Source organism: Variovorax sp. OAS795, assembly GCF_040546685.1.
GTDB lineage: Bacteria > Pseudomonadota > Gammaproteobacteria > Burkholderiales > Burkholderiaceae_C > Variovorax.
This window is the reverse complement of the sequence record NZ_JBEPOH010000001.1, coordinates 603735-626128: the sequence shown is the minus strand read 5'-3', so window position 1 is coordinate 626128 and position 22394 is coordinate 603735. Positions and strand designations below refer to the sequence as shown.

At 68.0% G+C, this 22394-nt stretch carries 25 protein-coding genes; 19 read left to right on the top strand and 6 right to left on the bottom strand.

Annotated elements, in window-relative coordinates; translation table 11 throughout:
- Positions 1 to 46: 46 nt before the first annotated feature.
- From ABID97_RS03090 to ABID97_RS03065, 6 genes are all read left to right on the top strand, one after another.
- Positions 47 to 850, top strand: a complete 804-nt coding sequence (locus ABID97_RS03090) for an alpha/beta fold hydrolase (protein ID WP_354397094.1) — start codon at positions 47 to 49, stop codon at positions 848 to 850.
- Positions 847 to 2019 carry an ABC transporter substrate-binding protein gene (locus ABID97_RS03085; protein ID WP_354397093.1) on the top strand — a complete coding sequence of 391 codons (1173 nt, stop codon included), beginning with the start codon at positions 847 to 849 and terminating at the stop codon, positions 2017 to 2019. The genes ABID97_RS03090 and ABID97_RS03085 overlap by 4 nt, the downstream gene beginning before the upstream one ends.
- A gap of 155 nt (positions 2020 to 2174) precedes the next feature.
- Positions 2175 to 3047 (top strand): branched-chain amino acid ABC transporter permease, encoded by an 873-nt coding sequence (locus ABID97_RS03080; RefSeq protein WP_354397092.1) that lies wholly within the window; start codon positions 2175 to 2177, stop codon positions 3045 to 3047.
- Complete coding sequence (locus ABID97_RS03075; RefSeq protein WP_354397091.1) at positions 3044 to 4033, top strand: branched-chain amino acid ABC transporter permease; 990 nt, start codon at positions 3044 to 3046, stop codon at positions 4031 to 4033. Before ABID97_RS03080 ends, ABID97_RS03075 begins: the two co-directional genes overlap by 4 nt.
- 124 nt (positions 4034 to 4157) lie before the next feature.
- Positions 4158 to 4904: an ABC transporter ATP-binding protein gene (locus tag ABID97_RS03070; RefSeq protein ID WP_354397090.1), complete on the top strand. Its 747-nt coding sequence runs from the start codon at positions 4158 to 4160 to the stop codon at positions 4902 to 4904.
- Positions 4904 to 5605 carry an ABC transporter ATP-binding protein gene (locus ABID97_RS03065; RefSeq protein WP_354397089.1) on the top strand — a complete coding sequence of 234 codons (702 nt, stop codon included), beginning with the start codon at positions 4904 to 4906 and terminating at the stop codon, positions 5603 to 5605. Before ABID97_RS03070 ends, ABID97_RS03065 begins: the two co-directional genes overlap by 1 nt.
- A 6-nt stretch (positions 5606 to 5611) precedes the next feature.
- Here ABID97_RS03065 and ABID97_RS03060 read toward each other — a convergent pair whose 3' ends face one another.
- The gene (locus ABID97_RS03060) at positions 5612 to 6523 is read right to left on the bottom strand and encodes a LysR family transcriptional regulator (RefSeq protein ID WP_354397088.1); all 912 of its coding nucleotides are present in this window, start codon (positions 6521 to 6523) and stop codon (positions 5612 to 5614) included.
- A gap of 105 nt (positions 6524 to 6628) precedes the next feature.
- Here ABID97_RS03060 and ABID97_RS03055 point away from each other — a divergent pair, with 105 nt between their 5' ends.
- Together ABID97_RS03055 and ABID97_RS03050 are read left to right on the top strand one after the other, a co-directional pair.
- Entirely contained in the window at positions 6629 to 7375 is a 747-nt protein-coding gene (locus tag ABID97_RS03055; protein WP_354397087.1) for an SDR family NAD(P)-dependent oxidoreductase, read from the top strand.
- A 28-nt stretch (positions 7376 to 7403) separates the two neighbouring features.
- The gene (locus ABID97_RS03050; RefSeq protein WP_354397086.1) at positions 7404 to 7628 is read left to right on the top strand and encodes a tautomerase family protein; all 225 of its coding nucleotides are present in this window, start codon (positions 7404 to 7406) and stop codon (positions 7626 to 7628) included.
- 16 nt (positions 7629 to 7644) lie between these two features.
- Here the strand turns inward: ABID97_RS03050 and ABID97_RS03045 are convergent, their stop codons facing one another.
- Entirely contained in the window at positions 7645 to 8352 is a 708-nt protein-coding gene (locus ABID97_RS03045) for a Crp/Fnr family transcriptional regulator (protein WP_354397085.1), read from the bottom strand.
- Positions 8353 to 8495: 143 nt separating this feature from the next.
- Here ABID97_RS03045 and ABID97_RS03040 point away from each other — a divergent pair, with 143 nt between their 5' ends.
- The 4 genes from ABID97_RS03040 to ABID97_RS03025 are packed head-to-tail and all read left to right on the top strand — an operon-like array spanning position 8496 to position 13214.
- On the top strand, positions 8496 to 9419 hold the full coding sequence (locus ABID97_RS03040; protein WP_354397084.1) for a beta-keto acid cleavage family enzyme: 924 nt from the start codon (positions 8496 to 8498) through the stop codon (positions 9417 to 9419).
- 43 nt (positions 9420 to 9462) lie between these two features.
- Entirely contained in the window at positions 9463 to 10455 is a 993-nt protein-coding gene (locus tag ABID97_RS03035) for a Bug family tripartite tricarboxylate transporter substrate binding protein (RefSeq protein ID WP_354397083.1), read from the top strand.
- A gap of 10 nt (positions 10456 to 10465) precedes the next feature.
- Complete coding sequence (locus tag ABID97_RS03030; protein ID WP_354397082.1) at positions 10466 to 11407, top strand: 3-hydroxyacyl-CoA dehydrogenase NAD-binding domain-containing protein; 942 nt, start codon at positions 10466 to 10468, stop codon at positions 11405 to 11407.
- A 1-nt stretch (position 11408) separates the two neighbouring features.
- The gene (locus tag ABID97_RS03025; protein ID WP_354397081.1) at positions 11409 to 13214 is read left to right on the top strand and encodes a feruloyl-CoA synthase; all 1806 of its coding nucleotides are present in this window, start codon (positions 11409 to 11411) and stop codon (positions 13212 to 13214) included.
- Positions 13215 to 13243: 29 nt separating this feature from the next.
- On the opposite strand, the gene ABID97_RS03020 is transcribed toward ABID97_RS03025, so the two are convergent.
- The gene (locus tag ABID97_RS03020; RefSeq protein ID WP_354397080.1) at positions 13244 to 14575 is read right to left on the bottom strand and encodes an AsmA family protein; all 1332 of its coding nucleotides are present in this window, start codon (positions 14573 to 14575) and stop codon (positions 13244 to 13246) included.
- Between the two features lie 83 nt (positions 14576 to 14658).
- On the opposite strand from ABID97_RS03020, the gene ABID97_RS03015 reads away from it, so the two are divergent.
- The 5 genes from ABID97_RS03015 to minE all read left to right on the top strand — a co-directional run bounded on the left by ABID97_RS03015 (position 14659) and on the right by minE (position 18502).
- Positions 14659 to 15081, top strand: a complete 423-nt coding sequence (locus ABID97_RS03015; RefSeq protein ID WP_354397079.1) for a hotdog fold thioesterase — start codon at positions 14659 to 14661, stop codon at positions 15079 to 15081.
- A gap of 87 nt (positions 15082 to 15168) precedes the next feature.
- Entirely contained in the window at positions 15169 to 16470 is a 1302-nt protein-coding gene (locus ABID97_RS03010; protein WP_354397078.1) for a solute carrier family 23 protein, read from the top strand.
- Between the two features lie 106 nt (positions 16471 to 16576).
- On the top strand, positions 16577 to 17350 hold the full coding sequence (gene minC / locus ABID97_RS03005) for a septum site-determining protein MinC (RefSeq protein WP_354397077.1): 774 nt from the start codon (positions 16577 to 16579) through the stop codon (positions 17348 to 17350).
- A 54-nt stretch (positions 17351 to 17404) separates the two neighbouring features.
- On the top strand, positions 17405 to 18220 hold the full coding sequence (gene minD / locus ABID97_RS03000; protein WP_354397076.1) for a septum site-determining protein MinD: 816 nt from the start codon (positions 17405 to 17407) through the stop codon (positions 18218 to 18220).
- Between the two features lie 3 nt (positions 18221 to 18223).
- Complete coding sequence (gene minE, locus ABID97_RS02995; protein WP_354397075.1) at positions 18224 to 18502, top strand: cell division topological specificity factor MinE; 279 nt, start codon at positions 18224 to 18226, stop codon at positions 18500 to 18502.
- Between the two features lie 33 nt (positions 18503 to 18535).
- On the opposite strand, the gene ABID97_RS02990 is transcribed toward minE, so the two are convergent.
- Both ABID97_RS02990 and ABID97_RS02985 read right to left on the bottom strand, forming a co-directional pair.
- Complete coding sequence (locus tag ABID97_RS02990; protein WP_354397074.1) at positions 18536 to 19456, bottom strand: alpha/beta hydrolase; 921 nt, start codon at positions 19454 to 19456, stop codon at positions 18536 to 18538.
- A 208-nt stretch (positions 19457 to 19664) separates the two neighbouring features.
- Positions 19665 to 20267, bottom strand: coding sequence for a TetR/AcrR family transcriptional regulator (locus tag ABID97_RS02985; RefSeq protein WP_354397073.1), 603 nt, complete (start codon positions 20265 to 20267; stop codon positions 19665 to 19667).
- Between the two features lie 181 nt (positions 20268 to 20448).
- On the opposite strand from ABID97_RS02985, the gene ABID97_RS02980 reads away from it, so the two are divergent.
- Together ABID97_RS02980 and ABID97_RS02975 are read left to right on the top strand one after the other, a co-directional pair.
- Complete coding sequence (locus ABID97_RS02980; RefSeq protein ID WP_354397072.1) at positions 20449 to 21393, top strand: CysB family HTH-type transcriptional regulator; 945 nt, start codon at positions 20449 to 20451, stop codon at positions 21391 to 21393.
- Between the two features lie 114 nt (positions 21394 to 21507).
- A complete protein-coding gene (locus tag ABID97_RS02975) occupies positions 21508 to 21768 on the top strand; it encodes a hypothetical protein (RefSeq protein WP_354397071.1) in 261 nt (86 codons plus the stop codon).
- Between the two features lie 87 nt (positions 21769 to 21855).
- Here the strand turns inward: ABID97_RS02975 and ABID97_RS02970 are convergent, their stop codons facing one another.
- Positions 21856 to 22362 carry an RcnB family protein gene (locus ABID97_RS02970; RefSeq protein WP_354397070.1) on the bottom strand — a complete coding sequence of 169 codons (507 nt, stop codon included), beginning with the start codon at positions 22360 to 22362 and terminating at the stop codon, positions 21856 to 21858.
- Between the last annotated feature and the right edge of the window lie 32 nt (positions 22363 to 22394).

Here is a 22394-nt window from a genome sequence, read left to right as displayed (position 1 = left end):
AAGCCCCCATCCCTGCCTTCCCCCAAAGGGGGAAGGAGCAACAGCCATGACCTCCGACTTCCCCACCATCGACTGGCGCGGCCGCCCCGTGCGCATCGAGTGCCAGTGGATCGCCCCCGAACGCACCGACGCTCCCCTCATCGTCTTCCTCCACGAAGGCCTCGGCTCCGTCGCGATGTGGAAGGACTTTCCTGCCCGGCTCTGCGAAGCCGCCAACGCGCGCGGCCTCGTGTTCTCGCGGCCAGGCTATGGCCGCTCCACGCCGCGCGATGAAAACGAGATCTGGGACGTCGACTTCATGCACCGCCAGGCGCACGAGGTGCTTCCGGCGCTGTTCGATGCGCTCGGCCTCGGCGGCGAAAAACCCTGGCTCTTCGGCCACAGCGACGGCGGTTCGATCTCGCTGCTCTACGCCTCCCGCTTTCCGGATCGCATCGACGGCCTGGTGGTTCTTGCCCCGCACATCTTCGTGGAAGACGTGACCGTCGAGAACATCGAAGAGGCGCGCAGCGCCTACCTCGGCACCGACCTGCCGAAGAAGCTCGGCCGCTACCACGACAATGCCGACTCGGCCTTCTGGGGCTGGAACCGCATCTGGCTGCATCCGCCCTTCCGGCAATGGAACATCGAGGCCGAGCTCGACGCCATCCGCTGCCCGGTGCTCGCCATCCAGGGCATCGATGACGAATACGGCACCATGGCTCAGATCCGCGGCATCGCGGCACGCGTGCCCGGCTGCGAACTGGTGGAAATCCCCGAATGCGGGCATTCCCCGCATCGCGATCAGCCGGATCGTGTCATCGTCGCGACCACTTCTTTCATTGGTAAAAACAGGAGACAGCCATCATGACCATCCGCACCGCCCGCCTCGCGCTCACGGCGATCGCATTCGCCGCCCTGGCATCCGCCGCCGGCGCCCAGGGCACCGGCAAGCTCAAGGTCGGCCTGATGCTGCCCTACAGCGGCACCTACACCGCGCTGGGCGTGGCCATCGAGAACGGCTTCAAGCTCTATGTCGAGGAACACGGCGGCAAGCTTGCCGGCCGCGAGATCGAATACTTCAAGGTCGACGACGAGTCCGACCCCGCCAAGGCCACCGACAACGTCAACAAGCTGATCAAGCGCGACAACGTCGACGTGATCGTGGGCACCGTGCACTCCGGCGTTGCCATGGCCATGGCCAAGGCCGCGAAGGAAAGCGGCACCGTGCTGATCGTGCCGAACGCGGGCGCCGACGCGGTGACCGGCCCGATGTGCGCGCCCAACATCTTCCGCAGCTCGTTCAGCAACTGGCAGCCGGCCTTCGCCATGGGCGAAGTGGCCGCCAAGCAGCAGGGCAAGAAAAAGGCCATGACCATCACCTGGAAGTACGCGGCCGGCGACGAGTCGGTCAACGGCTTCAAGGAAGGCTTCGAGAAGAACGGCGGCAAGGTCGACAAGCAGCTCACGCTGCCGTTCCCCAATGTCGAGTTCCAGGCGCTCCTGACAGAGATCGCGGCGGCCAAGCCCGATGCGGTGTACGCCTTCTTTGCAGGCGGCGGCGCGGTGAAGTTCGTCAAGGATTACCAGGCCGCCGGCCTGAACAAGACCATTCCGCTCTACGGCCCGGGCTTCTTGACCGACGGCACGCTCGATGCGCAGGGCGAGGCCGCGCAAGGCATGCTCACCACGCTGCACTACGCCGACGGACTCAACACCACGCGCGACAACGCCTTCCGCGTCGCCTATGCCAAGGCCTTCAAGCTGCAGCCCGACGTGTACGCGGTGCAGGGCTACGACGCGGCGCAGATGCTGGGCGTGGGCCTGGCCGCCACCAAGGGCGACATCGGCAAGAAGGCCGAGTTCACGGCCGCCATCGAGAAGGCGAAGATCGACAGCCCGCGTGGCGCGTTCACCATGAGCAAGTCGCACAACCCGGTGCAGGACATCTACCTGCGCAAGGTGGAAGGCAAGGAGAACAAGCTGGTGAGCACGGCGATCAAGGGTCTGTCCGACCCCGCCCGTGGCTGCCGCATGTAACCCACCCCCGTCCCTCGCTCACTTCGTGTAGCTCGACTCCCCCCTCCAGGGGGCGACACCAGCGGCCCGGCAAAGCCGGTTCCGCGGTGTCCCCCGAACATCGCGGGCGCTAACGCGCCACGCTCCCCTCACGATCTCACTGGGATGAATCCAACGTGGATTTCGGCACCTTTCTCGTCCAGTGCCTGAACTCGGTTCAGTACGGACTCCTTCTCTTCCTGGTGGCCTCGGGACTCACGCTGATCTTCGGGATCATGGGCGTGATCAACCTGGCGCACGGCAGCTTCTACATGATCGGCGCGTACATGGCGTTCGCGCTCGCGCCGTTGTTCGGCGACCAGTTCCTGCTGATGCTGGTGGCCGGCGTGGTGCTGGCGGCGGTGTTCGGCTACCTGCTCGAATGGGCCTTCTTCAGCTACCTGTACCAGCGCGACCACCTGCAGCAGGTGCTCATGACCTACGGGCTCATCCTGGTGTTCGAGGAGCTGCGCTCCATTCTCGTGGGCAACGACGTGCACGGCGTGAAGGTGCCGGCGTGGCTGGACGGCAGCTTTGCGCTCGGCAACGTCATGAGCTACCCCTGGTACCGGCTCTTCGCCTCGGCCGCATGCATCGTGCTCGCGGCGGGGTTGTACTGGGTGGTCAACCGCACGCGCCTGGGCATGATGATCCGCGCCGGCGCCAGCAACCGCGACATGGTGCGCGGCCTGGGCATCGACGTGAAGCGGCTCTACCGCATCGTGTTCGCGGCCGGCGTGGCGCTCGCGGCGCTGGCCGGGATGATCGCGGCGCCGATGTCGTCGGTGTATCCGAACATGGGCGCGAGCGTGCTCATCATCTGCTTCGTGCTGGTGGTGATCGGCGGCATCGGCTCGATCACCGGTGCGCTGCTGGCCTCGCTCTTGGTGGGCTTCGTCGACACCTTCGGCAAGGTCTTCTTCGCGGACCTCGCCGGCATCGGCATCTACCTCTTGATGGCCATCGTGCTGATCTGGAAGCCCGAAGGGCTGATGGGGAGGCGGCCATGACCGAAGCCACCACCTCCATGCGCAGTACGGCCTCCACGCGGCTCGGCGCCTTGGCCGTGCCGGTGGCCTGCGCCATCGCCATCGCCGTGCTCGGTCCGCTCATGGGCAACTACGTCTCGGACTTTGTCGTCAAGGTGATGATCCTGTCGATCTTCGCGCTGAGCCTCGAACTGCTGGTCGGCATGACCGGGCTCGTGAGCCTGGGCCATGCGGCGTTCTACGGCATCGGCGCCTACGTCACGGTGCTGGCCTCGGGCAGCGAGGGCGGCAACCTCGCGCTGCTGCTGCCCGCAGCCATGGGCGCGGCGGCGCTCTATGCCTTGTTCGTGGGTGCGCTGAGCCTGCGCACGCGCGGCGTGTACTTCATCATGGTGACGCTGGCCTTTGCGCAGATGGCCTTCTTCGTGTTCCACGACACCAAGGTGGGCGGCGGCAGCGACGGCATCTACATGTACGTTCGGCCGGCCATCGGCAAGCTCGACCTGGAGAACCGCATGGTGCTGTTCTACGTGGTGCTCGCGTCGCTGGTGTTCACCTACGGCCTCCTGGCGCTGGTTCGCCGCTCGCGCTTCGGCGCGGCGCTGGCGGGCATCCGCGTGAACGAACAGCGCATGCGCGCGGCGGGTTTCCCGGTGTACGGCTACAAGCTCGCGGCCTTCGTGCTGGCCGGCGCGCTGGCCGGCCTCGCGGGCTTCCTGCTGGCCTCGCGTGACGGCGTGGTCAACCCCGAGCTCATGGCATGGCACAACTCGGGCGAGGTGCTGCTGATGGTGATCCTCGGTGGCCTCGGCCACCTGCGCGGCGCGGTCATCGGCGCGATCGCGTTCACGCTGCTGAAGGAAATCTTCTCGACGCACGCGGTGATGGGGCCGCTTGCGGACCATTGGCAGTTGACGCTGGGCATCGCGATCATCGTGTTCGTGGCGCTGCTGCCGAAGGGGCTCATCGGCCTGGCGAAGCGCTTGTCGCCGAAGGAGGCCGCATGAACGGCTCCCTGTGTTTCTCCCTCCCCTCCCGGGGGAGGGCCGGGGTGGGGGCACGCGGCGCCACCTTCGCGCGCCCTGCCTGCCCCCATCCCAACCTTCCCCCGGAAGGGGAAGGAGCAAGACCATGAACGCCCTGCTTTCAGTCGAAAAACTCACGCGCCGCTTCGGCGGCCTCACCGCCGTGAACGCCGTCACGCTCGACCTGCACGTCGGCGAAGTGCATGCGGTGATCGGCACCAACGGCGCGGGCAAGTCCACGCTGATCAACATGCTCTCGGGCGAGATCGAAGCCTCCGAGGGCCGCATCGCGCTCGACGGCATCGACGTGACGCGGCGTGCGCAGTGGCGCCGCGCGCGGGCGGGCGTGGGCCGCAGCTACCAGCGCACGACCATCTTCCCCGAGTTCAGCGTGCACGAGAACTGCCGCCTCGCGGCGCAGGCCGCCACGGCGCGGCCATGGACCGTGTGGGAGTCGTCGCAGCGCTGCGCGGCCAGCAATGCGGCGGCCGATGCGGCGCTCGAAGCCGCGGGCCTTTCGAACGAGGCCCACCGCGTGGCCGGCACGCTGAGCCACGGCGCGCAGCGCCAGCTCGAAGTGGCGATGTGCCTGGCCACCAGGCCGCGCGTGCTGCTGCTCGACGAGCCGCTCGCCGGCATGGGCGCCGAGGAAACCGACCGCATGCTCACGCTGCTCACGCGCTTGAAAGCCACCCACGCGATCCTGCTCGTGGAGCACGACATGGATGCGGTGTTCCGCATTGCCGACCGCATCACCGTGATGGTGAACGGCACCGTCATCGCGACGGGCGATCCGGCCTCGATCCGCGAAAACCCTGAAGTGCGCACGGCTTACCTCGGAGAAGACCACTGATGCTCGTCGTCCGCGATCTCAACACCTACTACGGCAACAGCCACATCCTGCGCGGCGTGCATGCCGGCATTCCGGCCGCCACGTCGGTCGGCCTGCTCGGGCGCAATGGCATGGGCAAGACCACGCTGATCCGCAGCATGATGGGCTACGTGCGCCCCGCCTCGGGCGAAGTGCAGGTCGATGGCCGCACGGTCACCGGCTGGCCGCCCGAGAAGATGGCGCGCCTGGGCATCGGCTACGTGCCCGAAGGCCGCGGCATCTTCCCGAATCTCTCGGTGCGCGAGAACCTCGTGATGAGCGAGCGTGCGGGCATCGACGGACGCCGCGCGTGGACCTTCGACCGCGTGATGGCCACCTTTCCGCGCCTGGCCGAACGGCTCACGCATGGCGGCCAGCAGCTTTCGGGCGGCGAGCAGCAGATGCTTTCCATCGGCCGCGCGCTGATGACCAACCCGCGCCTGCTGATCCTCGACGAGGCCACCGAAGGCCTCGCGCCGCTGATCGTGGCCGAGATCTGGCGCGTGATCGGCGAGATCCGCGCGACCGGCATCGCCACGCTGATCGTCGATCGCGACTACCGCAAGGTGCTCGCGCACACCGACCTGGCGGTGGTGATGGAAAAGGGGCAGATCGTGCGGCACGGCGCGTCGGCCGACTTGCTCGCGGAGCCGAAGGCGCTGGAAGAATTGCTGGGCGTTTGAGCGGCCTCACGCGGCCCGCTGCGCCATCAGGAAATCGATGAACACCCGCATGCGCAGCGGCACGTGCCGCCCGTCCGGGTACAGCAGCGTGTAGGGCCGCGAGCGGCCCGCGAACGGCTTCAGCACCTCGACGAGGGAGCCGTCGGCCAACTCCTTTTCCACCACGAAGCGGTAGGCCTGGAACAGCCCCGCGTCGCTCTTGGCCAGGGTGACGCCGCCCAGCACGTCGTCGGAGCAGCTGTAGGCGCTGTCCGCCAAGACCTCGCGGTCCTTGCCGTTCTCCCTGAAGAGCCATGAGATGCGGCGGCCGCTGCTGGGCAGCTCGAACTGGATGCACTCGTGCGCCGCAAGGTCGTCTAGCGTGCGGGGCGTGCCGGCCTTCTTCAGGTACTTGAGCGTGGCGACCACCACCAGCTGCGCGTCTTCCAGGTGCCGCGCAATCAGCGTGGAGTCGGGCTGCGCGCGCACGCGCACGGCCATGTCGTAGCCCTCTTCCACGAAGTCGATGTTGCGGTTGCTCAGGTGCACGTGCAGCCGGATGTCCGGATAGCGTTCGCGGAAGGCCGGCAGCAGCGGCAGGATGCGGTGGTGCCCATAGGTGGTGGGCACGCTGATGCGCAGCGTGCCCGAAGGCTGCATCTGCTGGCCCATGACCTCGCGCTCGGCCTCGGCCAACTGCGCCAGTGCCTGCCGGCATTGCGCGAAGTAGGTCCGGCCCGCGTCGGTGAGCCGCACGCTGCGCGTGGTGCGCACGAAGAGGCGCAAGCCCAGCCGCTTCTCGAGCCGCGAGATCGAGCGGCTCACGGCCGCGGGCGTCACGCCGGCCGCGAGCGCCGCGGATGTGAAGCCGCCGCTTTCTGCGGCAAGGCAGAACAACTCGATGCTGCCCAGGAGGATGTCGCCGAACTGCCGCTGCATCGATTGATTACCCCGCGTATCAAGTGAAGTGCAAGTCTAGTGATTTATCTCCGACGGCGTCATCAATACAGTTCATCCATCCCCTCAACTCCCTGGAGTACCGACATGCAAGACACCCTCAACACCCCCGCCACGGTCGTCATCACCGGTGCCTCGAGCGGCATCGGCCTGGGCCTCGCGCAGGCCTACCTCGAACGCGGCTTCAACGTGGTCGCCAATGCGCGCACCGACGAGCGCCTGGCGGCTGCGGCAAGGCAGCTCGGCAACCCGGAGCGCTTTCTCGGCGTGGCCGGCGACATCGGCCGGCGCGACACCGCTCAGCAGCTCATCGACCGTGCCGTGGAACGCTTCGGACAGGTCGACGTGCTCGTCAACAACGCGGGCATCTTCAACGCCAAGCCCTTCGTCGACTACACCGAGGAAGAACTCGACCATCTGGTGGCGACGAACCTCAAGGGCTTCGTCTACGCCTCGCAGGCTGCGGCAAGGCACATGGTCGCGCGCCGCCAGGGCCACATCGTGAACATCACCGCGAGCATCGCGCTGCAGCCGAACCAGCAGGTGCCGGCCCTGCTGCCGGTGCTGATCAAGGGCGGCATCAACGCCGCGACGCGCGCGCTGGCGCTCGAACTCGCGCCGCACAACGTCAAGGTGAATGCGGTGGCGCCCGGCATCGTCGACACGCCGCTGTACACGCCCGAGCAGCATGGCTTCCTGAACGGCCTCTCGCCCGCCGGTCGCATCGCGACCGTGCGCGAGATCGCCGATGCCGTGCTCTATCTCACGAGCGCCGATTTCACGACGGGCGTGGTGCTGCCGGTGGACGGCGGCATGAGCACGGGCAAGTGGTGATCACCCCATTCAACCCAAGGAGCACACCATGCCTTTCATCAACCTGAAGATCACCCGCGACGGCGTCACGCGCGAACAGAAGGCGCAGGTCATCGCCGAGTTCACGGAAACCTTGGAGCGCGTGCTGAACAAGCCGCCCGAATGGACGCACATCGTGATCGAGGAAATCGACACCGACGACTGGGGCCTCGCGGGGCTCACGACAACGGAGTACCGCAAGCGGCTGGCGGCGGGCGCGAAGAAGCCGCAGTGAGGCGAAGGCGCGGCGGCTACTCGATGAAGCGCCGCAGCCCTTCGAGGTCGACCACGGTGATCCCGCCATACTCGATGCGCAGGAACCCGGCCTCCTTGAGCCGGTTCAGCGCCGCATTGCAGCGCTGCCGCGACACGCCGGACAGGTTCGCGATCTCCTCCTGCGAGGTCTGCAGGTGCGGCTCGCTGCCCGGGTAAAGCCATGGGTGGAACAGGCCTGCGAGGGCGCGGGCCACCTGGCTGTCGGCATCGAGCAGCCGGTGCGCCGCATAGTTGCCCATGAACCAGTGCAGCCGCTCGTTGAGCTGCTGCAGCAGGAAATGGTCGAAGCCGCGCTGGGTGCGGTGCAGCCACTCGAAAGTCTCCAGCGGCAGCTGGGCCACGCGGCTGGGCCGCAGCGCAATCACGTCGGCCGAGCGTGGCGCCGCGCGCAGCAGCGTGCCTTCGCCGAACCAGCTGCCCACCGAAAGCCCCCCGAAGGTCACCGAGCGGCCGTCCCTGGAGGTGGTCGACCACTTGAGCAGGCCTTCGAGCGTGCCGTACCAGTGCAGCGGCGTTTCGCCGCGGCGGCACAGCGCGGCGCCGGCTGCGACCTGGACTTCGCGCATCTCGTCGCGCACGCGTTCGCGCGCCGCTTCGTCGAGCACCGGAAACCAGGCCGAGCGATCGAGCAGCTGGGGGATCGTCAGCGATGCCGCCTGGATGGCCGGCTTCGTCGTGGGCATGAAAAGAAAGCTCCCGATGGCCCGGGCGCGGCGCGCGCCGCGTAAACCCTGAGCCCAAATGTCGTCGCAATGACTGAGTGTGCCTGCGCCTCCAAAAATAATAGCGCGCCTCTCATGAAAGAAGACACCAGGAGACCCGGAGCATGCCGTCGAAGCGCAAAGTGATCGTGACCATCGCCCCCACGGGCGGCATGGCGCACAAGTCGCAGAACCCCCACCTTCCCACCCAGCCGGACGAGATCGCGGCCGACGTGCTGCGCTGCTGGAACGCCGGCGCCAGCGTGGCGGCGATCCACGCCCGCCGGCCCGACGACGGCGCCACCTGCGATGCCGCGGTGTACCGCGACATCAACAGCCGCATCCGCGCGGCCGGCTGCGACATCGTCATCAACAACTCCACCGGCGGCGGCGTGCACGGCGACATGGTCAAGCCGCTGGCGGGCGACCGCTGGGAAATTGCCTGGGAAGAGCGCATCAAGGGCATGGATGCGGGCGCCGAGATGTGCACGCTGGACGCGACCACGCTGAACCTGAGCTTCGAGGGCCGGCAGATCCTGATGGACACGCCGATCACCAAGGGGCGCGAACTGGCCGCCGGGATGAAGGCGCGCGGCATCAAGCCCGAGTGGGAGGTGTTCAGCCCCACGCACATCCTGCAGGACACGACCACGCTGATCGAGGAAGGCCATGACGACGAGCCCTACTTCATCAACCTGGTGATGAACGTGCACCGCAATTTCCAGAACGCGATGCCCTACTCGCCGCGCTTCCTGCAGATGATGGTCGACACGCTGCCCAAGGGCAGCATCTTCGGCGTGAGCGGCATCGGCACCTCGCAGCTGGAAGCCAACGTGGCCGCGCTGCTGCTGGGCGGGCATGCGCGCGTGGGGCTGGAAGACAACCTCTATTTCCGCCAGGGCGAGCTCGCCACCAACGTGCAGCTCACCGAGCGCATCGTGCGCGTTATCCATGAACTCGACATGGAAGTCGCCACGCCGACCGAAGCCAGGCAGATGATGGGACTGCCGCGCAGAGGCGGGCCGCGCCCCGAATTCGCGCCGCGTTGAAGCGGCCCCGTTCCCGCCAGATTCCGACAACAAGGAGACATTCATGACCACCCGCCGCCACTTCCTCCATGCCGTGGGCGCGAGCGCCGCCCTGGGCGCCCTCTCGCCGCTCGCCGCCTTGGCGCAGACGCTCGAGCAGGTCAAGATCTACTACGGCTTTCCGGCCGGCAGCGCCGGCGACAGCGTCGCGCGCCGCGTGGGCGAAAAGCTCGCGGGCTCGGCCTATTGCCGCAATGCCGCGGTGGTCGAGAACAAGCCGGGCGCGGGTGGCCGCATCGCGCTGGAAACCCTCAAGAGCGCACCGGCCGACGGCAGCGTGCTGGCGCTGTCGCCGTTCTCCTGCACGTCGATCTACCCGCACATCTACAGCAAGCTGAGCTACGACCCGGGCCGCGACTTCGTGCCGGTGTCGATCGCCGCCGTCATGCACCACGGCCTCGCGGTCGGCCCGCTGGTGCCGCCCGAGGTGCGCACGGTGAAAGACTTTCTCGCCTGGGCCAAGGCCAACCCGAACCAGGCCAGCTACGGCTCGCCGGCGGCCGGATCGACGCCGCACTTCATCGGCGCGCTGCTGGGCCTCAACAATGGCGTCGAGCTGAAACACGTGCCCTACCGCGGCTCGATTCCCGGCGTGACCGACGTGGTCGGCGGACAGATTGCCGCCATGGTCACGCCCAGCGGCGACTTCATCCCCAACCACAAGGCCGGCAAGCTGCGGCTGCTCGCCACCTCGGGCAAGGCGCGTTCGCCGTTCTCGCCCGAAGTGCCGACCTTTGCCGAACAGGGCTTTGCGGAGCTGACCACCGAGGAGTGGTTCGGCTTCTACGCACCGGCCAAGACGCCGGCCAGCGTGGTGGCCACTGCCAATGCCGCCATCAACGTCGCCATCAAGGAAAAGGTGGTGACGGACAGCCTGGCCGTGGTCGGCCTGATCGCCCAGGGTTCCACAGCCGAGGAAATGGCGCGCTCGCAGAAGGTCGAAGCCGAGCGCTGGGGCCCGCTGGTGAAGAAGATCGGTTTCACGGCGGACTCCTGAGGCGATGCCGATGGAAACGACTCCAAAACGCGTGGCGGTGGTCGCCACCGGCGTCATCGGCGCCAGCTGGGCCGCTTTCTTCCTGGCGCGCGGCCTCGACGTGGACGCCACCGACCCCTCGCCCGATGCGGAAGCGCGGCTGCGCGCGGCGGTGGCCGCGCACTGGCCGACGCTCGAACGCTTCGGGCTGGCCGAGGGCGCCTCGGTCGGCCGGCTGCGCTTTCATGCGCGGCTCGAAGACGCGGTGGCGAAGGCCGACTTCGTCCAGGAGAGCGGCCCCGAGCGGCTGGATTTCAAGGCCGACCTGTTCCGCCGCATGGACGAGGCGGCGCCGGCCCGCGCGATCCTGGCGTCGAGCTCCTCGGGCCTCGCCATCAGTGCGGTGCAGGCCGGGTGCAAGCATCCGGAACGTGTGGTGCTCGGCCATCCGTTCAACCCGCCGCACCTGATCCCGCTGGTCGAAGTGGTGGGCGGCGAGCGCACCTCGGCCGAGACCATCGAGCGCACCATGGCCTTCTATGCCGCGATCGGCAAGCGGCCGATCCACGTGAAGCGCGAGGTCAAGGGCCACATCGCCAACCGGCTGCAGGCCGCGCTCTGGCGCGAGGCCTTTCACCTCGTCGACCAGGGCGTGGCGAGCGTGGCCGACATCGACAGCGCCATGGCGCACGGCCCGGGCCTGCGCTGGGCGGTGATGGGGCCGTTCATGAACCTGCATCTCTCGGGCGGCGCGGGCGGCATCGCGCATGTGCTCGCGCACCTGGGCGGGCCGATCGAGGATTGGTGGCAGGACCTCGGCGCGCCGTCGATGACGGATGAACTCAAGGCCAAGGTGACCGAAGGCGTGGCCGATGAACTGGGCGACCGGCGCGTGGCCGAGCTCGAGGCCGCGCGCGACATCCTGCTGTTAAACCTGATTCGCGCCAAGGCCGACACCGGCAGACTCGATTGAAATGACAGACGATTTCCTCCTGGACGAGCGCCAGATCGCCCCGCCGCGCACCGTGCGCATCGACTTCGACGACGGCTCCTTCGCGCTGCGGTCGCCCGTGGCGCTCAAGCCCTATGCGCGCTGCATCGGCGAATGGATCGAGCGCTGGGCGCGAGAGACGCCCGATGCGCTGGCTTTCGCCGAGCGCGACGACAGCGGCGAAGGCTGGCGCAAGCTCGACTACCGCGCGCTGCGCCGCGCGGTGGGCGCGGTGGCGCAGGGGCTGCTCGACCTGCAGCTGCCGGCAGACAGGCCGATCGCGATCCTCTCGGACAATGCGATCGACCATGCGGTGCTGATGCTCGCGGCCATGCACATCGGCCGCACGGCGTGTTCGCTCTCGAGCGCGTATTCGCGCATGGCAAGAGATCCGTCGCGGCTGCACGGCATGCTGCAGGCGCTGCAGCCGGCGTTGATCTATGCCTCGGACGCCAAGGTGTACGGCGGCGCGCTCGCGGGCTCCGGCGTGGAGGCGGTGGCGGTGTTCAGCCGCAACGCCGACGCGCATGCCGGCGCCCTGCCCTTCGCGCAACTGCTGCAGGCCAGCGAGACGCCGGCCGTGATGCAAGCTTACGAAGCGGTGCTGCCCGACACCCACGCCAAGTACCTCCTGACATCGGGCTCCACCGGCAAGCCCAAGGTGGTGATCAACACGCATCGCATGCTCTGCGCCAACCAGCAGATGATGGCGCAGACCTGGCGCTTCCTCACGCAGGAGAAGCCGGTGCTGGTCGACTGGCTGCCCTGGAGCCACACCTTCGGCGCCAACCACAACCTCAACATGGTGCTGTGCCACGGCGGCGCGCTCTACATCGACGAGGGCCGGCCCGCGCCGGGGCTCATCGAAAAGACGGTGCGCAACCTGCGCGAGGTGAAGCCCACGCTGCTGTTCAACGTGCCGCGCGGCTTCGACATGCTGCTGCCGTTCCTGGAAGCCGACGATGCGCTGGCCGCCGAGGTGTTCTCGCGCCTGCGGCTGGCGTTCTACGCGGCCGCCGCGCTCGCACCTTCGACCTGGCAGAGGCTCGAAGCGGTGGCCCGGCGCGTGCGGCCCGAGCGCCCACTGTGGCTCACCACCTCGTGGGGCGCGACGGAAACCTCGCCCGCCATCACCTCGGCGCACTGGAAGCTCGACGGCGCCGGCTGCATCGGCGCACCGCTGCCGGGGCTCGAACTCAAGTTCGTTCCCAACGGGCAGAAGCTCGAGATGCGCGTCAAGGGCGTCTCGGTGTTCCCCGGCTACCGCCATGCGCCGCGGGAAACGTCGGAGGCCTTCGACGAAGAGGGCTACTACCGCATCGGCGATGCCGGCTACCTGGCCGACGCCGAGCAGGCGCAACGCGGCGTGATCTTCAACGGCCGCGTGGCCGAGGACTTCAAGCTCTCCAGCGGCACCTGGGTGTCGGTGGGTACCTTGCGCGTCAAGCTGGTGTCGATGCTCGCGCCGCACGCGCAGGACGTGGTGCTCACGGGCCACGACCGCGACGAGATCGGCATGCTGGTGTTCCCCGCACCGCAGGCCGTGCCCGAGGCGCTGGCGGGGCGCATCGCCGACGTGCTGCGCGCACTGCGGGACGAAGGCGCGGGTTCGTCGCAATGCCCGACGCGCGCGCTGGTGCTTGCCGAGCCGCCGAACCTCGATGCGGGCGAGATCACCGACAAGGGCTACATCAACCAGCGCGCCGTGCTCACGCGGCGTGCGGCCGAGGTCGCGCGGTTGCATGCGGGCGCGCAGCCGGACCCGCAGGTGATCCGCCCGCGCGGCTGAGCCCACCTGGACCGCGGCGGAAAAAATCGTCAGCGGGAAGCGCCCGGCGCCTTGCGGGGTGGCGGCGCCTTCCGGGCTGGCTCGTCCGCGCCGAAGAGCTTCTCCATCTGCTGCCCGATGCGCGCGCCGATCGCCGTGCCGACGCCCGGCAGCACCGCGGTGCCGACCGCCGCGCCGGCCAATGCGCCGCCGGTCAGCGAGACCTCCGGGTCGCTCATGGTTCCGCCCACCTTGAGCGGCACGCCGACCACGCCATCGACCAGGTCGACCGCCACTTCCCCATCCAGCTTGCGGTTGAAGAGCTTCAGGTTGCCGCTGGCGGTGAGCACACCGGAACGCGCCTTGAGGCCCGTGTAGCGCATCACGATGCCGTCGTCGGTGCCCTGGGTGTCGAGGGTGCCGGTGAGTTCGTCCAGCGGGGTGGTGCCGCCGCGGCTGATGCCCGCGGTGCCCACGGCCTTGGCCAGGTCGAGCCGGGTGAGCGTGGCGGGCCGCACCGAGAAGGTGGTGCGGGTGTGCACGCTGCGCACCAGCGCGCCGAGTTCGCCGGCTTCGGCCACCAGCGTGGTCTGGCCCGAGAACTTGCCGGCCACGGCGGTGCGCCGGCCAAAGGCCTGCACCAGCCCTTCGATGTCGACCTGCCGCGGCTCGAGCTCGGCCGACACCCGCAGCATGTCGTTGGGCAGCAGCTCGAACAGCGAGACGCCGTTCCACGTGCCGCCGCCCACCTCGATGCGGGTGCGCCACCGGTCACGGCCGGCTTCGCGGTCCAGCCGCAGCCGCGCGGGGGGCGAGGCGCCGGCGCGTTCGACGCGGGCCTGGCGCGGACGCCAGTGGGCGTCGAAGTCGATGTCGCCATCGTAGGCGAGCGCAATGTCGCGCCGGTCGATCCAGACCACATCGCGCCAGCGCAGTTTTTCGAGCGGGACCGGCGCCAGCGCCCATGGCGCCGGCAGCGTGACGAGCGGCGCGTCCTCTTTCGGCTTGGGCCCCTTGCCCCGGAACGCGCGCAGCGATTCACGCGGCAGCACCAGGCTTTCGATCTCGACCTCGTCGACGGCCACCACGCGGCGCAGCAGCGCCCTGAGCTTGAGCTGGAGCGTGATGCGGCGCAGGGTGATGGGGCGCGGCTGCTCGGTGGCGACCTGGGACAGCACCAGCACCGGGCTGGGCCACAGCGACCAATGGGCGCCGCCGACCTTCAGTCCGATGCCGAAGCGCTTTTCGAAAGCCTCGGAAACGCGCGCGGCCACCTCCTCGTCGCTCGGCAAACGGGTGCTCGCCACCCAGACCAGCGCACCGATGCCGAGCAGCAAGACCGCGGCAATGCCGATGAGCCAGCGTCGGAGGGGGTGCTTCATCGGACCAACTTAGCACGCAAAGGCGACTGCGGTTGTCAGCCGCCGTCGCTATAGTTTCCGGAACCCCGTACCGGAGACACCCCATGCGCATCTGGAAGAAAGACATCTCGATCGAAGAGCTGACCCGCAACCACGTCGGCACCGCCGTCTCCACGCTCGGCATGGAGTTCCTGGAGGTGGGCGACGACTTCATCCGCGCCCGCGTGCCGGTGGACGAGCGCACCCGCCAGCCCTACGGCATCCTGCACGGCGGCGTCTCGGTGGTGCTGGCCGAAACGCTGGGCTCGTGCGGCGCGCACTACTCGGCGCCCGAGGGCGACCGGGCCGTAGGCCTGGACATCAATGCCAACCACATCCGCTCGGCCACCGGCGGCTGGGTCACCGGCACTGCGCGCCCCGTGCACCGCGGCCGCACCACGCAGGTGTGGCAGATCGACATGACGAACGACGCCGGCGAATTGACCTGCGTCTCGCGCATCACAATGGCGGTGCTGCCGCCGCGCTAGCGCGAACGCGAAACCCCGCCTGGCACGCGGGCGGCAGCGGGCCGCAAGAAGCCCCCCGGAAACACAAGACGAGGAGATACCGAACCCATGAGCAACCTATTCAGCTGGCGCGAAGTCGCCGCCACCGAGGGCCGCGTGGTCGCGCCCGATGAACGGCTGCCCTGGCTGCAGACCGGCGCCATGGGCGTGCAGCACGTCATCGCGATGTTCGGCGCCACGGTGCTGGCGCCCATCCTGATGGGCTTCAACCCCAACATCGCCATCCTGATGAGCGGCATCGGCACGCTGATCTTCTTCCTGGTGACCGGCGGCAAGGTGCCCAGCTACCTGGGCTCGAGCTTCGCGTTCATCGGCGTGGTGATTGCCGCGAGCGGCTATGCGGGCAAGGGGCCCAACGCCAACATCGCGGTGGCGCTCGGCGGCATCGTGGCGTGCGGGGTGATCTACATCCTCATCGGCGCCCTGGTGCAGGCCATCGGCACCGGCTGGATCGAACGCTTCATGCCGCCGGTGGTCACGGGCGCGGTGGTGGCGGTGATCGGGCTCAACCTGGCGAGCGTGCCGATCAAGAACATGGCGGCCAGCAATTTCGATTCGTGGATGCAGGCCGTCACCTTTCTCTGCGTGGGCCTCGTGGCGGTGTTCACGCGCGGCATGCTGCAGCGCCTGCTGATCCTGATCGGGCTGATCCTGGCCACCGTGGTCTATGCGCTGCTGACCAACCTCCTGGGCATGGGCAAGCCGGTGGACCTGTCCGGCATCGCCAATGCCGCGTGGTTCGGCCTGCCGACCTTCACCGCGCCGGTGTTCACCACCAACGCCATGCTGCTGATCGCGCCGGTGGCCATCATCCTGGTGGCGGAAAACCTCGGCCACCTGAAAGCGGTCACGGCCATGACCGGGCGCAACCTCGACCCGTACATCGGCCGCGCCTTCATCGGCGACGGCATTGCCACCGTGGTGAGCGGCGCCGCCGGCGGCACGGGCGTGACCACCTATGCCGAGAACATCGGCGTGATGGCGGCCACGCGCATCTATTCGACCGCGGTGTTCGTGGTGGCGGCGCTCATTGCGCTGGTGCTGGGCTTCAGCCCGAAGTTCGGCGCGCTGATCCAGGCCATCCCGCTGCCGGTGATGGGCGGCGTAAGCATCGTGGTGTTCGGCCTCATCGCGATCGCGGGCGCCAAGATCTGGGTCGACAACAAGGTCGATTTCTCGCAGAACAAGAACCTCATCGTGGCCGCGATCACACTGATCATCGGCACCGGCGACTTCACCTTGAAGTTCGGCCAGTTCGCGCTGGGCGGCATCGGCACCGCGACTTTCGGGGCGATCATTCTCTACGCACTTCTGGGCGGAACGCGCAACGCCTCGGCCCCGGCAAAGTGAAACGCCGTGCAATAAATGTTCGGCCGGGTAGTTGAAGCGGGGCCCGGCCACTGGCCGCAAGCCCACGCCCGTTAGACTTCAACGCTTTTCGCACCGACGTTTTCCAATGGCCGATGTCTCCGCCGCGCGCACCAAGGCGGTTTTCGAATTCAAGAGCGCCACGCTGCCGCTGATCGCAGTGATACTCAAGACGGCCGACCTGGCCGTGCTGGCCGAGGCGCTCGACGCCCAGCTGGCCGATTCGCCCGATTTCTTCGAGCAGGAGCCGGTGGTCATCGACCTCTCGCAGCTGCAGCCTGAAGAAGAAGGCGGCGAGGAGCCCGCAGCGCTCGACTTCGCGGCGCTGCGCGGCCTGCTGGCGCGCCACCAGACCCAGCCCATTGCGGTGCGCGGGGGCAATGCCGCGCAGAACGCGGCGGCCCGCGCGGCCGGGCTTTCGCTCACGGCCATGCCGGTGGCGCCCGCGCCGCGTTCCCCGGCGCCGCCCGCTGCATCCCCTGCGCCCGCGAGCGAAGCGCCGCAGATCGTGCGCGAAGTGCCGGTGCCGGCCAACGGCACGCTCCTGATCGACAAGCCGCTGCGCTCGGGCCAGCAGGTCTACGCCCGCGGAGGCGACGTGGTGGTGACCGCGGTGGTGAGCTTCGGTGCCGAAGTGATCGCCGACGGCAACGTGCACGTCTATGCGCCGCTGCGGGGCAAGGCGATTGCCGGCGCGCGCGGCAACACCGAGGCGCGCATCTTCTCGACCTGCATGGAGGCGCAGCTGGTGGCCATTGCCGGCATCTATCGCACCAACGAAGTGCCGCTGCCCGACCCCGTGCTGGGCAAGCCGGCGCAGATACGCCTGGACGGCAAGAAACTCGTGATCGATCCGATCTGACGCGCCGCGGCGCGTCCCAAACCAATAACCGAATCGAAACAAGAAGGAATGGCAATGGCCAAAATTGTGGTGGTGACCTCAGGCAAGGGCGGCGTCGGAAAGACCACGACGAGCGCCAGCTTCGCGTCGGGCCTCGCGCTCGCGGGCAAGAAGACGGCGGTGATCGACTTCGACGTGGGCCTGCGCAACCTCGACCTCATCATGGGCTGCGAACGCCGCGTGGTGTACGACCTGATCAACGTGATCCAGGGCGAAGCCAACCTGAGCCAGGCGCTGATCAAGGACAAGCAGTGCGACAACCTCTTCGTGCTGGCGGCCTCGCAGACGCGCGACAAGGAAGCGCTGACGCAGGAGGGCGTCGAAAAGGTGCTGAACGACCTGTCCGCCATGGACTTCGACTACATCGTGTGCGATTCGCCCGCGGGCATCGAGACCGGCGCGATGATGGCCATGCACTTTGCCGACGAGGCCCTCGTGGTGACCAACCCCGAGGTATCCTCGGTGCGCGACTCCGACCGCATCCTGGGCATGCTGAGCAGCAAGACCAAGCGGGCGAAGGAAGGCGGCGACCCCATCAAGGAGCACCTGCTGATCACCCGCTACAACCCCAACCGCGTGGCCGGCGGCCAGATGCTCTCGCTGGAGGACATCCAGGACATCCTGCGCATCAAGCTGATCGGCGTCATTCCCGAATCCGAAAGCGTGCTGCAGGCGTCCAACCAGGGCGTGCCCGCGATCCACGACAAGGACACCGACGTGGCCAAGGCCTACAGCGACGTGGTGGCGCGCTTCCTGGGCGAAGACAAGCCGATGCGCTTCGTCGACGCGGAAAAGCCGGGCTTCTTCAAGCGAATTTTCGGAGGCAAGTAGGCCATGTCCTTTTTCTCGTTCCTGCTCGGCGAAAAGAAGAAGACGGCCAGCGTCGCCAAGGAGCGGCTGCAGATCATCCTCGCGCACGAGCGGTCCAGCCTCAGCGGCAAGAAACGCCCCGACTACCTGCCCGACCTCCAGCGCGAGCTGATGGCGGTGATCTCGAAGTACGTGAAGATCAATGCCGAGGACATCAAGGTCCACCTGGAAAAGCAGGACGACCTCGAAGTGCTCGACATCAAGATCGAACTGCCCGACCCGGCGCCTTCGCCGGCGCGCTGAAGAACGCGCGGACGGCGCGGCCTCGCCCCCGGGTCAGGGCTGCGCCACAAAGCGCGCCACCTGCCGCAGCACGTCGTCTTCCTTGAGGATGCGGCGGTGTCCCAACCCCTCCGTGGCCACCAGCCGCGCCCCCTTGATCGCATCGCGGTAGGCCTCCGCGTCGGCAAAGCGGTTCACGCGATCGTCGCGGTCATGCACGATCAGCGTCGGCTGAACGATGCGCGGACCGACCGCCGGCGGCTCCAGCTGCGCCATCAACAGACCTTCCCGCGCTTCGAACAGCCGTTGCATGGCGAGCCGCGTCGCTTCGCTCAGCCCGAACGTGTGCGCGAAATACCGCGTGAACTCGCGCGCCGACGCCGGTGGTGCGAGCAGCACCAGCCGCTCGGCGCGCAAGCCCTGTGCGGCGGCCAGCCCGAGCGCGTTGGCGCCCATCGAATGCGCGACCGCTGCGCGCAGCGCATGGCCGTCTGCGACGAGCCGTGCAACCACGTACGAAATGGCCCGCGCGAACTGCGGCGAGTTGCTCATGATGCCCGCGCTCCGACCGTGGGCCGGCAGCTCCAGCAGCACGGGCCGCAGTCCTTCGCCAGCCATGGCCTGGGCCAGCGCCAGCATCTGCCCCGCGTGGCCGCCCCAGCCGTGCACCAGCAGCACGATCGGTGCCGACTCCGCGCCTGAATCCTGCGTGGCCAGGTGATAGAGGCCGAGGCTCGCGTTCTCGAAAGCCCAGCCCTCGCGCCGCCACTCGGCGCCCGGCCCCTGGCCGCGATAGAGCCACTTCGGCGGCAGCGGCGTGCCGAACAGCCGGTAGGCGGCGCGCACGCCCAGTGCGGGCCACAGGCGCTGCGCGGTGGTGAGGCCGAAGCGCAGCGTGCGCATCACGCGGCCGAGGCGGTAGTAGTTCGACTGTGCGGCATGGGTGGCCGCGGAGGTGGTGGTGGTGCCCGTCATGCGACGCTCCTGCGGTTCAGTACCAGACCCAGTCTTCGTTGCTGCGCGGCAGGCTGCGCAGCGCTGTGCGGGCGGTTTCGGCGCCGATGGCGGCCAGGTAGACGGCAAGGCAGAGGGCGATGATCAGCATGGTGCTTCTCCTTTTTATCGCACAGTCGTGCGAAATTTGATCGACGAAAGATGAAAGGAACCTGCCTGCCCGGGTGGCTCAGGCGCGATAGCTGGAAAGAAGCCGCTGCCAGGTTTGCCTGGCGCGATCGGCGGCCTGGGGGTCGCGCAGGAAGCGCGCGTCGTGCAGCAGGCCCATGATGAGGCCATTGATCTCGCTGACGACCTGCCCGGCGTCGGTGTCGGCACGCAGCTCGCCGGTCTCGACGGCCTGCAGCACCGTGCGGCGCAGCGCGGCGCGCCAGCGCGTGATCTCGGATAGCAGCAGGTCGCGCAGCTCGCCTTCGCGGTCGTCGTACTCGAAGGCCCCGGCCATGTAGAGGCAGCCGGTTTCCGCCTCGATGTCGCGCGTGCGCGCGATCCAGCGCTCGACGATCTGCTCGAGCCGCGCCAGGCCCTTGGGTTTTTGCATCGCCGGCACGAACACGTCGGCCAGGAAGCGGCGGCCGTACTCTTCGATCGCGGCCTTCTGCAGCGCCTCGCGCGAACCCACGCGCGAGAACACACCGCTCTTGGAAAGCGCCAGCCGGCTGGCCACGGCCTGCAGCGTGATCGCTTCGAGGCCGTCGGTCAGCGCGAGATCCATCGCCGCGCCGATGATGGCGGCGCGGGTGAGTTCGGCTTTCTGGGTCTTGGCGTCCATGGCGGCAACTTTAGCACAGTCGTGCGAAATTGCAAATGCGCGCGCTGCAGCGCATCGGCAGAAGCGGCACAGATGATTTGCTCATGTGAAACCAACAAACGCATCGTTCCCCGCATAAGCACTTGTGCCGAGAATCGCCGCTCGGCCCGGCCCGGGCCTTTGTTTTCCGATCCTGCGCCCGATGAACTTTCAACAACTGCGCTCGGTACGCGAGGCCGTTCGTTGCGGCTTCAACCTGACCGAGGTTGCCCACACGCTGCACACCTCCCAACCGGGCGTGAGCCGGCAGATCCGCGAACTGGAGGAAGAACTCGGCATCGAGCTTTTCGTGCGCGCCGGCAAGCGGCTCACCGGGCTCACGGAACCCGGCGGGCATGTGCTTCCGATCATCGAGCGCATGCTGATGGAGAGCAGCAACCTGCGCCACGCGGGACAGGAGTTCGTGGCACAGCAGAGCGGGCTGCTTTCGGTGGCGGCCACGCATTCGCAGGCCCGCTACGCGATGCCGGTGGCGGTGCAGGAATTTCGCGCCCAGTTTCCCAACGTGAAGCTGCACCTGCACCAGGGCTCGCCCAAGCAGATCGCGCAGATGCTGATCGACGGCGAAGCCGACGTGGGCATAGCGACCGAGGCGCTGGGCGACTATCCCCAGCTGGTGGCACTGCCCTGCTACCGCTGGACGCACTCGGTGGTGGTGCCGCCGGGGCATGCGCTGCTCGACGCGCCGCTGTCGCTGGAGGCGCTCACGCGCCATCCGCTCATCACCTACGACACGGGCTTCACCGGGCGCTCGCGCATCGACGAGGCCTTCGCCCAGCGGGGACTCACGCCCCACATCGTGCTGGCGGCCATGGACGCCGACGTGATCAAGACCTACGTGCAGCTGGGCATGGGCGTGGGCATCGTCGCCGGCGTGGCGTACGAGGCCGAACGCGACACGCAGCTGCGCGCGCTGGACGCAGGCCGGCTGTTCGGCATCAACCTCACCAAGCTGGCGGTGCGGCGCGGCAACTACCTGCGCAAATACGTCTATGCCTTCATCGAGTCTTTCGCACCCACCTTGACGCGCACCGTGGTCGAGAAGGCTCTGGGAGACGAAGCGAAGGGCTCGCACTACGAAATCTAGCGCCGGCGCAACGGAATCGATGCTTGCCGCCACCGGTTTGAAAAAGAAGCGCCCTGCTTCACACAGGCAGCGTACATTCGGGTTAATTCCTTGGCTTCCCGGAACGGATCAGCAATGGCATCGACCCAGCAGCAGCAACAGCAAACCAAGGCCGCCCTGAAGGCCGCCGAGGCCGCCGAACGGCGTGAGCGGCTCAGACGGGCACTGCCCGCCACCGTGGAGCTGCTGCAGAGCCGCCAGGCCGACCGCATCGCCGACAGTGACATCGATGCCTATGTGAACCTCAACTGGCTCGAATGGCACGGCGGCGGCTTGCGGCTCACCATCACCGGACGCAATGTCTGCGCACAGTCGCTGCCCACCGTGGCGGCCTGAGCACCTCGCGCCACAAAACAAAAAGGCCGCCGCAGGTTGACTGCAGCGGCCTTCGGGCCTGGCGCTCGGCGCCACGGACAAACGTGCTTACTGGCTTCCGACGATGATCTGTGCGATCACACCGGTCGCGATGGCCGCGAGCACATAGTCGCCACCCACACCCACCCACTGGTAGCCGCGCGGCGGCGGCTGCAGGCGATACGCACGGTAGTCGTTCACCACGTAGTTGCGGCCGCGGTACTCGGCGGGCACGCGTCCACCGCGGCGCCACTCGGCATGCGGCTGCGGATAGCCGCGGCGGTCGAACTGCCGGCCGGGGCGGTAGTCCTCGCGGCTGTAGCGGTCGCCGCGCCGGTAGTCATGCCGGTCGAACCTGCGGTCCTGTTGCTCGTAGCGGCCGTTGCTGCGGTCGTCGCTGCGGTCATTGCCACGATCGGACCTGCGGTCCTGCTGTTCGGAGCGGGCGTTGCCACGGTCGTCGCCGCGATCATTGCCGCGGTCAGGGCCACGGTCTTGTGCGAAGGCGCTTCCCGCCGCCATGCACATCGCGAGCGCCGCAGCAGCGACGGCCATGCTCTTTGATTTGATGATCATCTGGAAACTCCTTCGTGTTGATGACGAGCCCA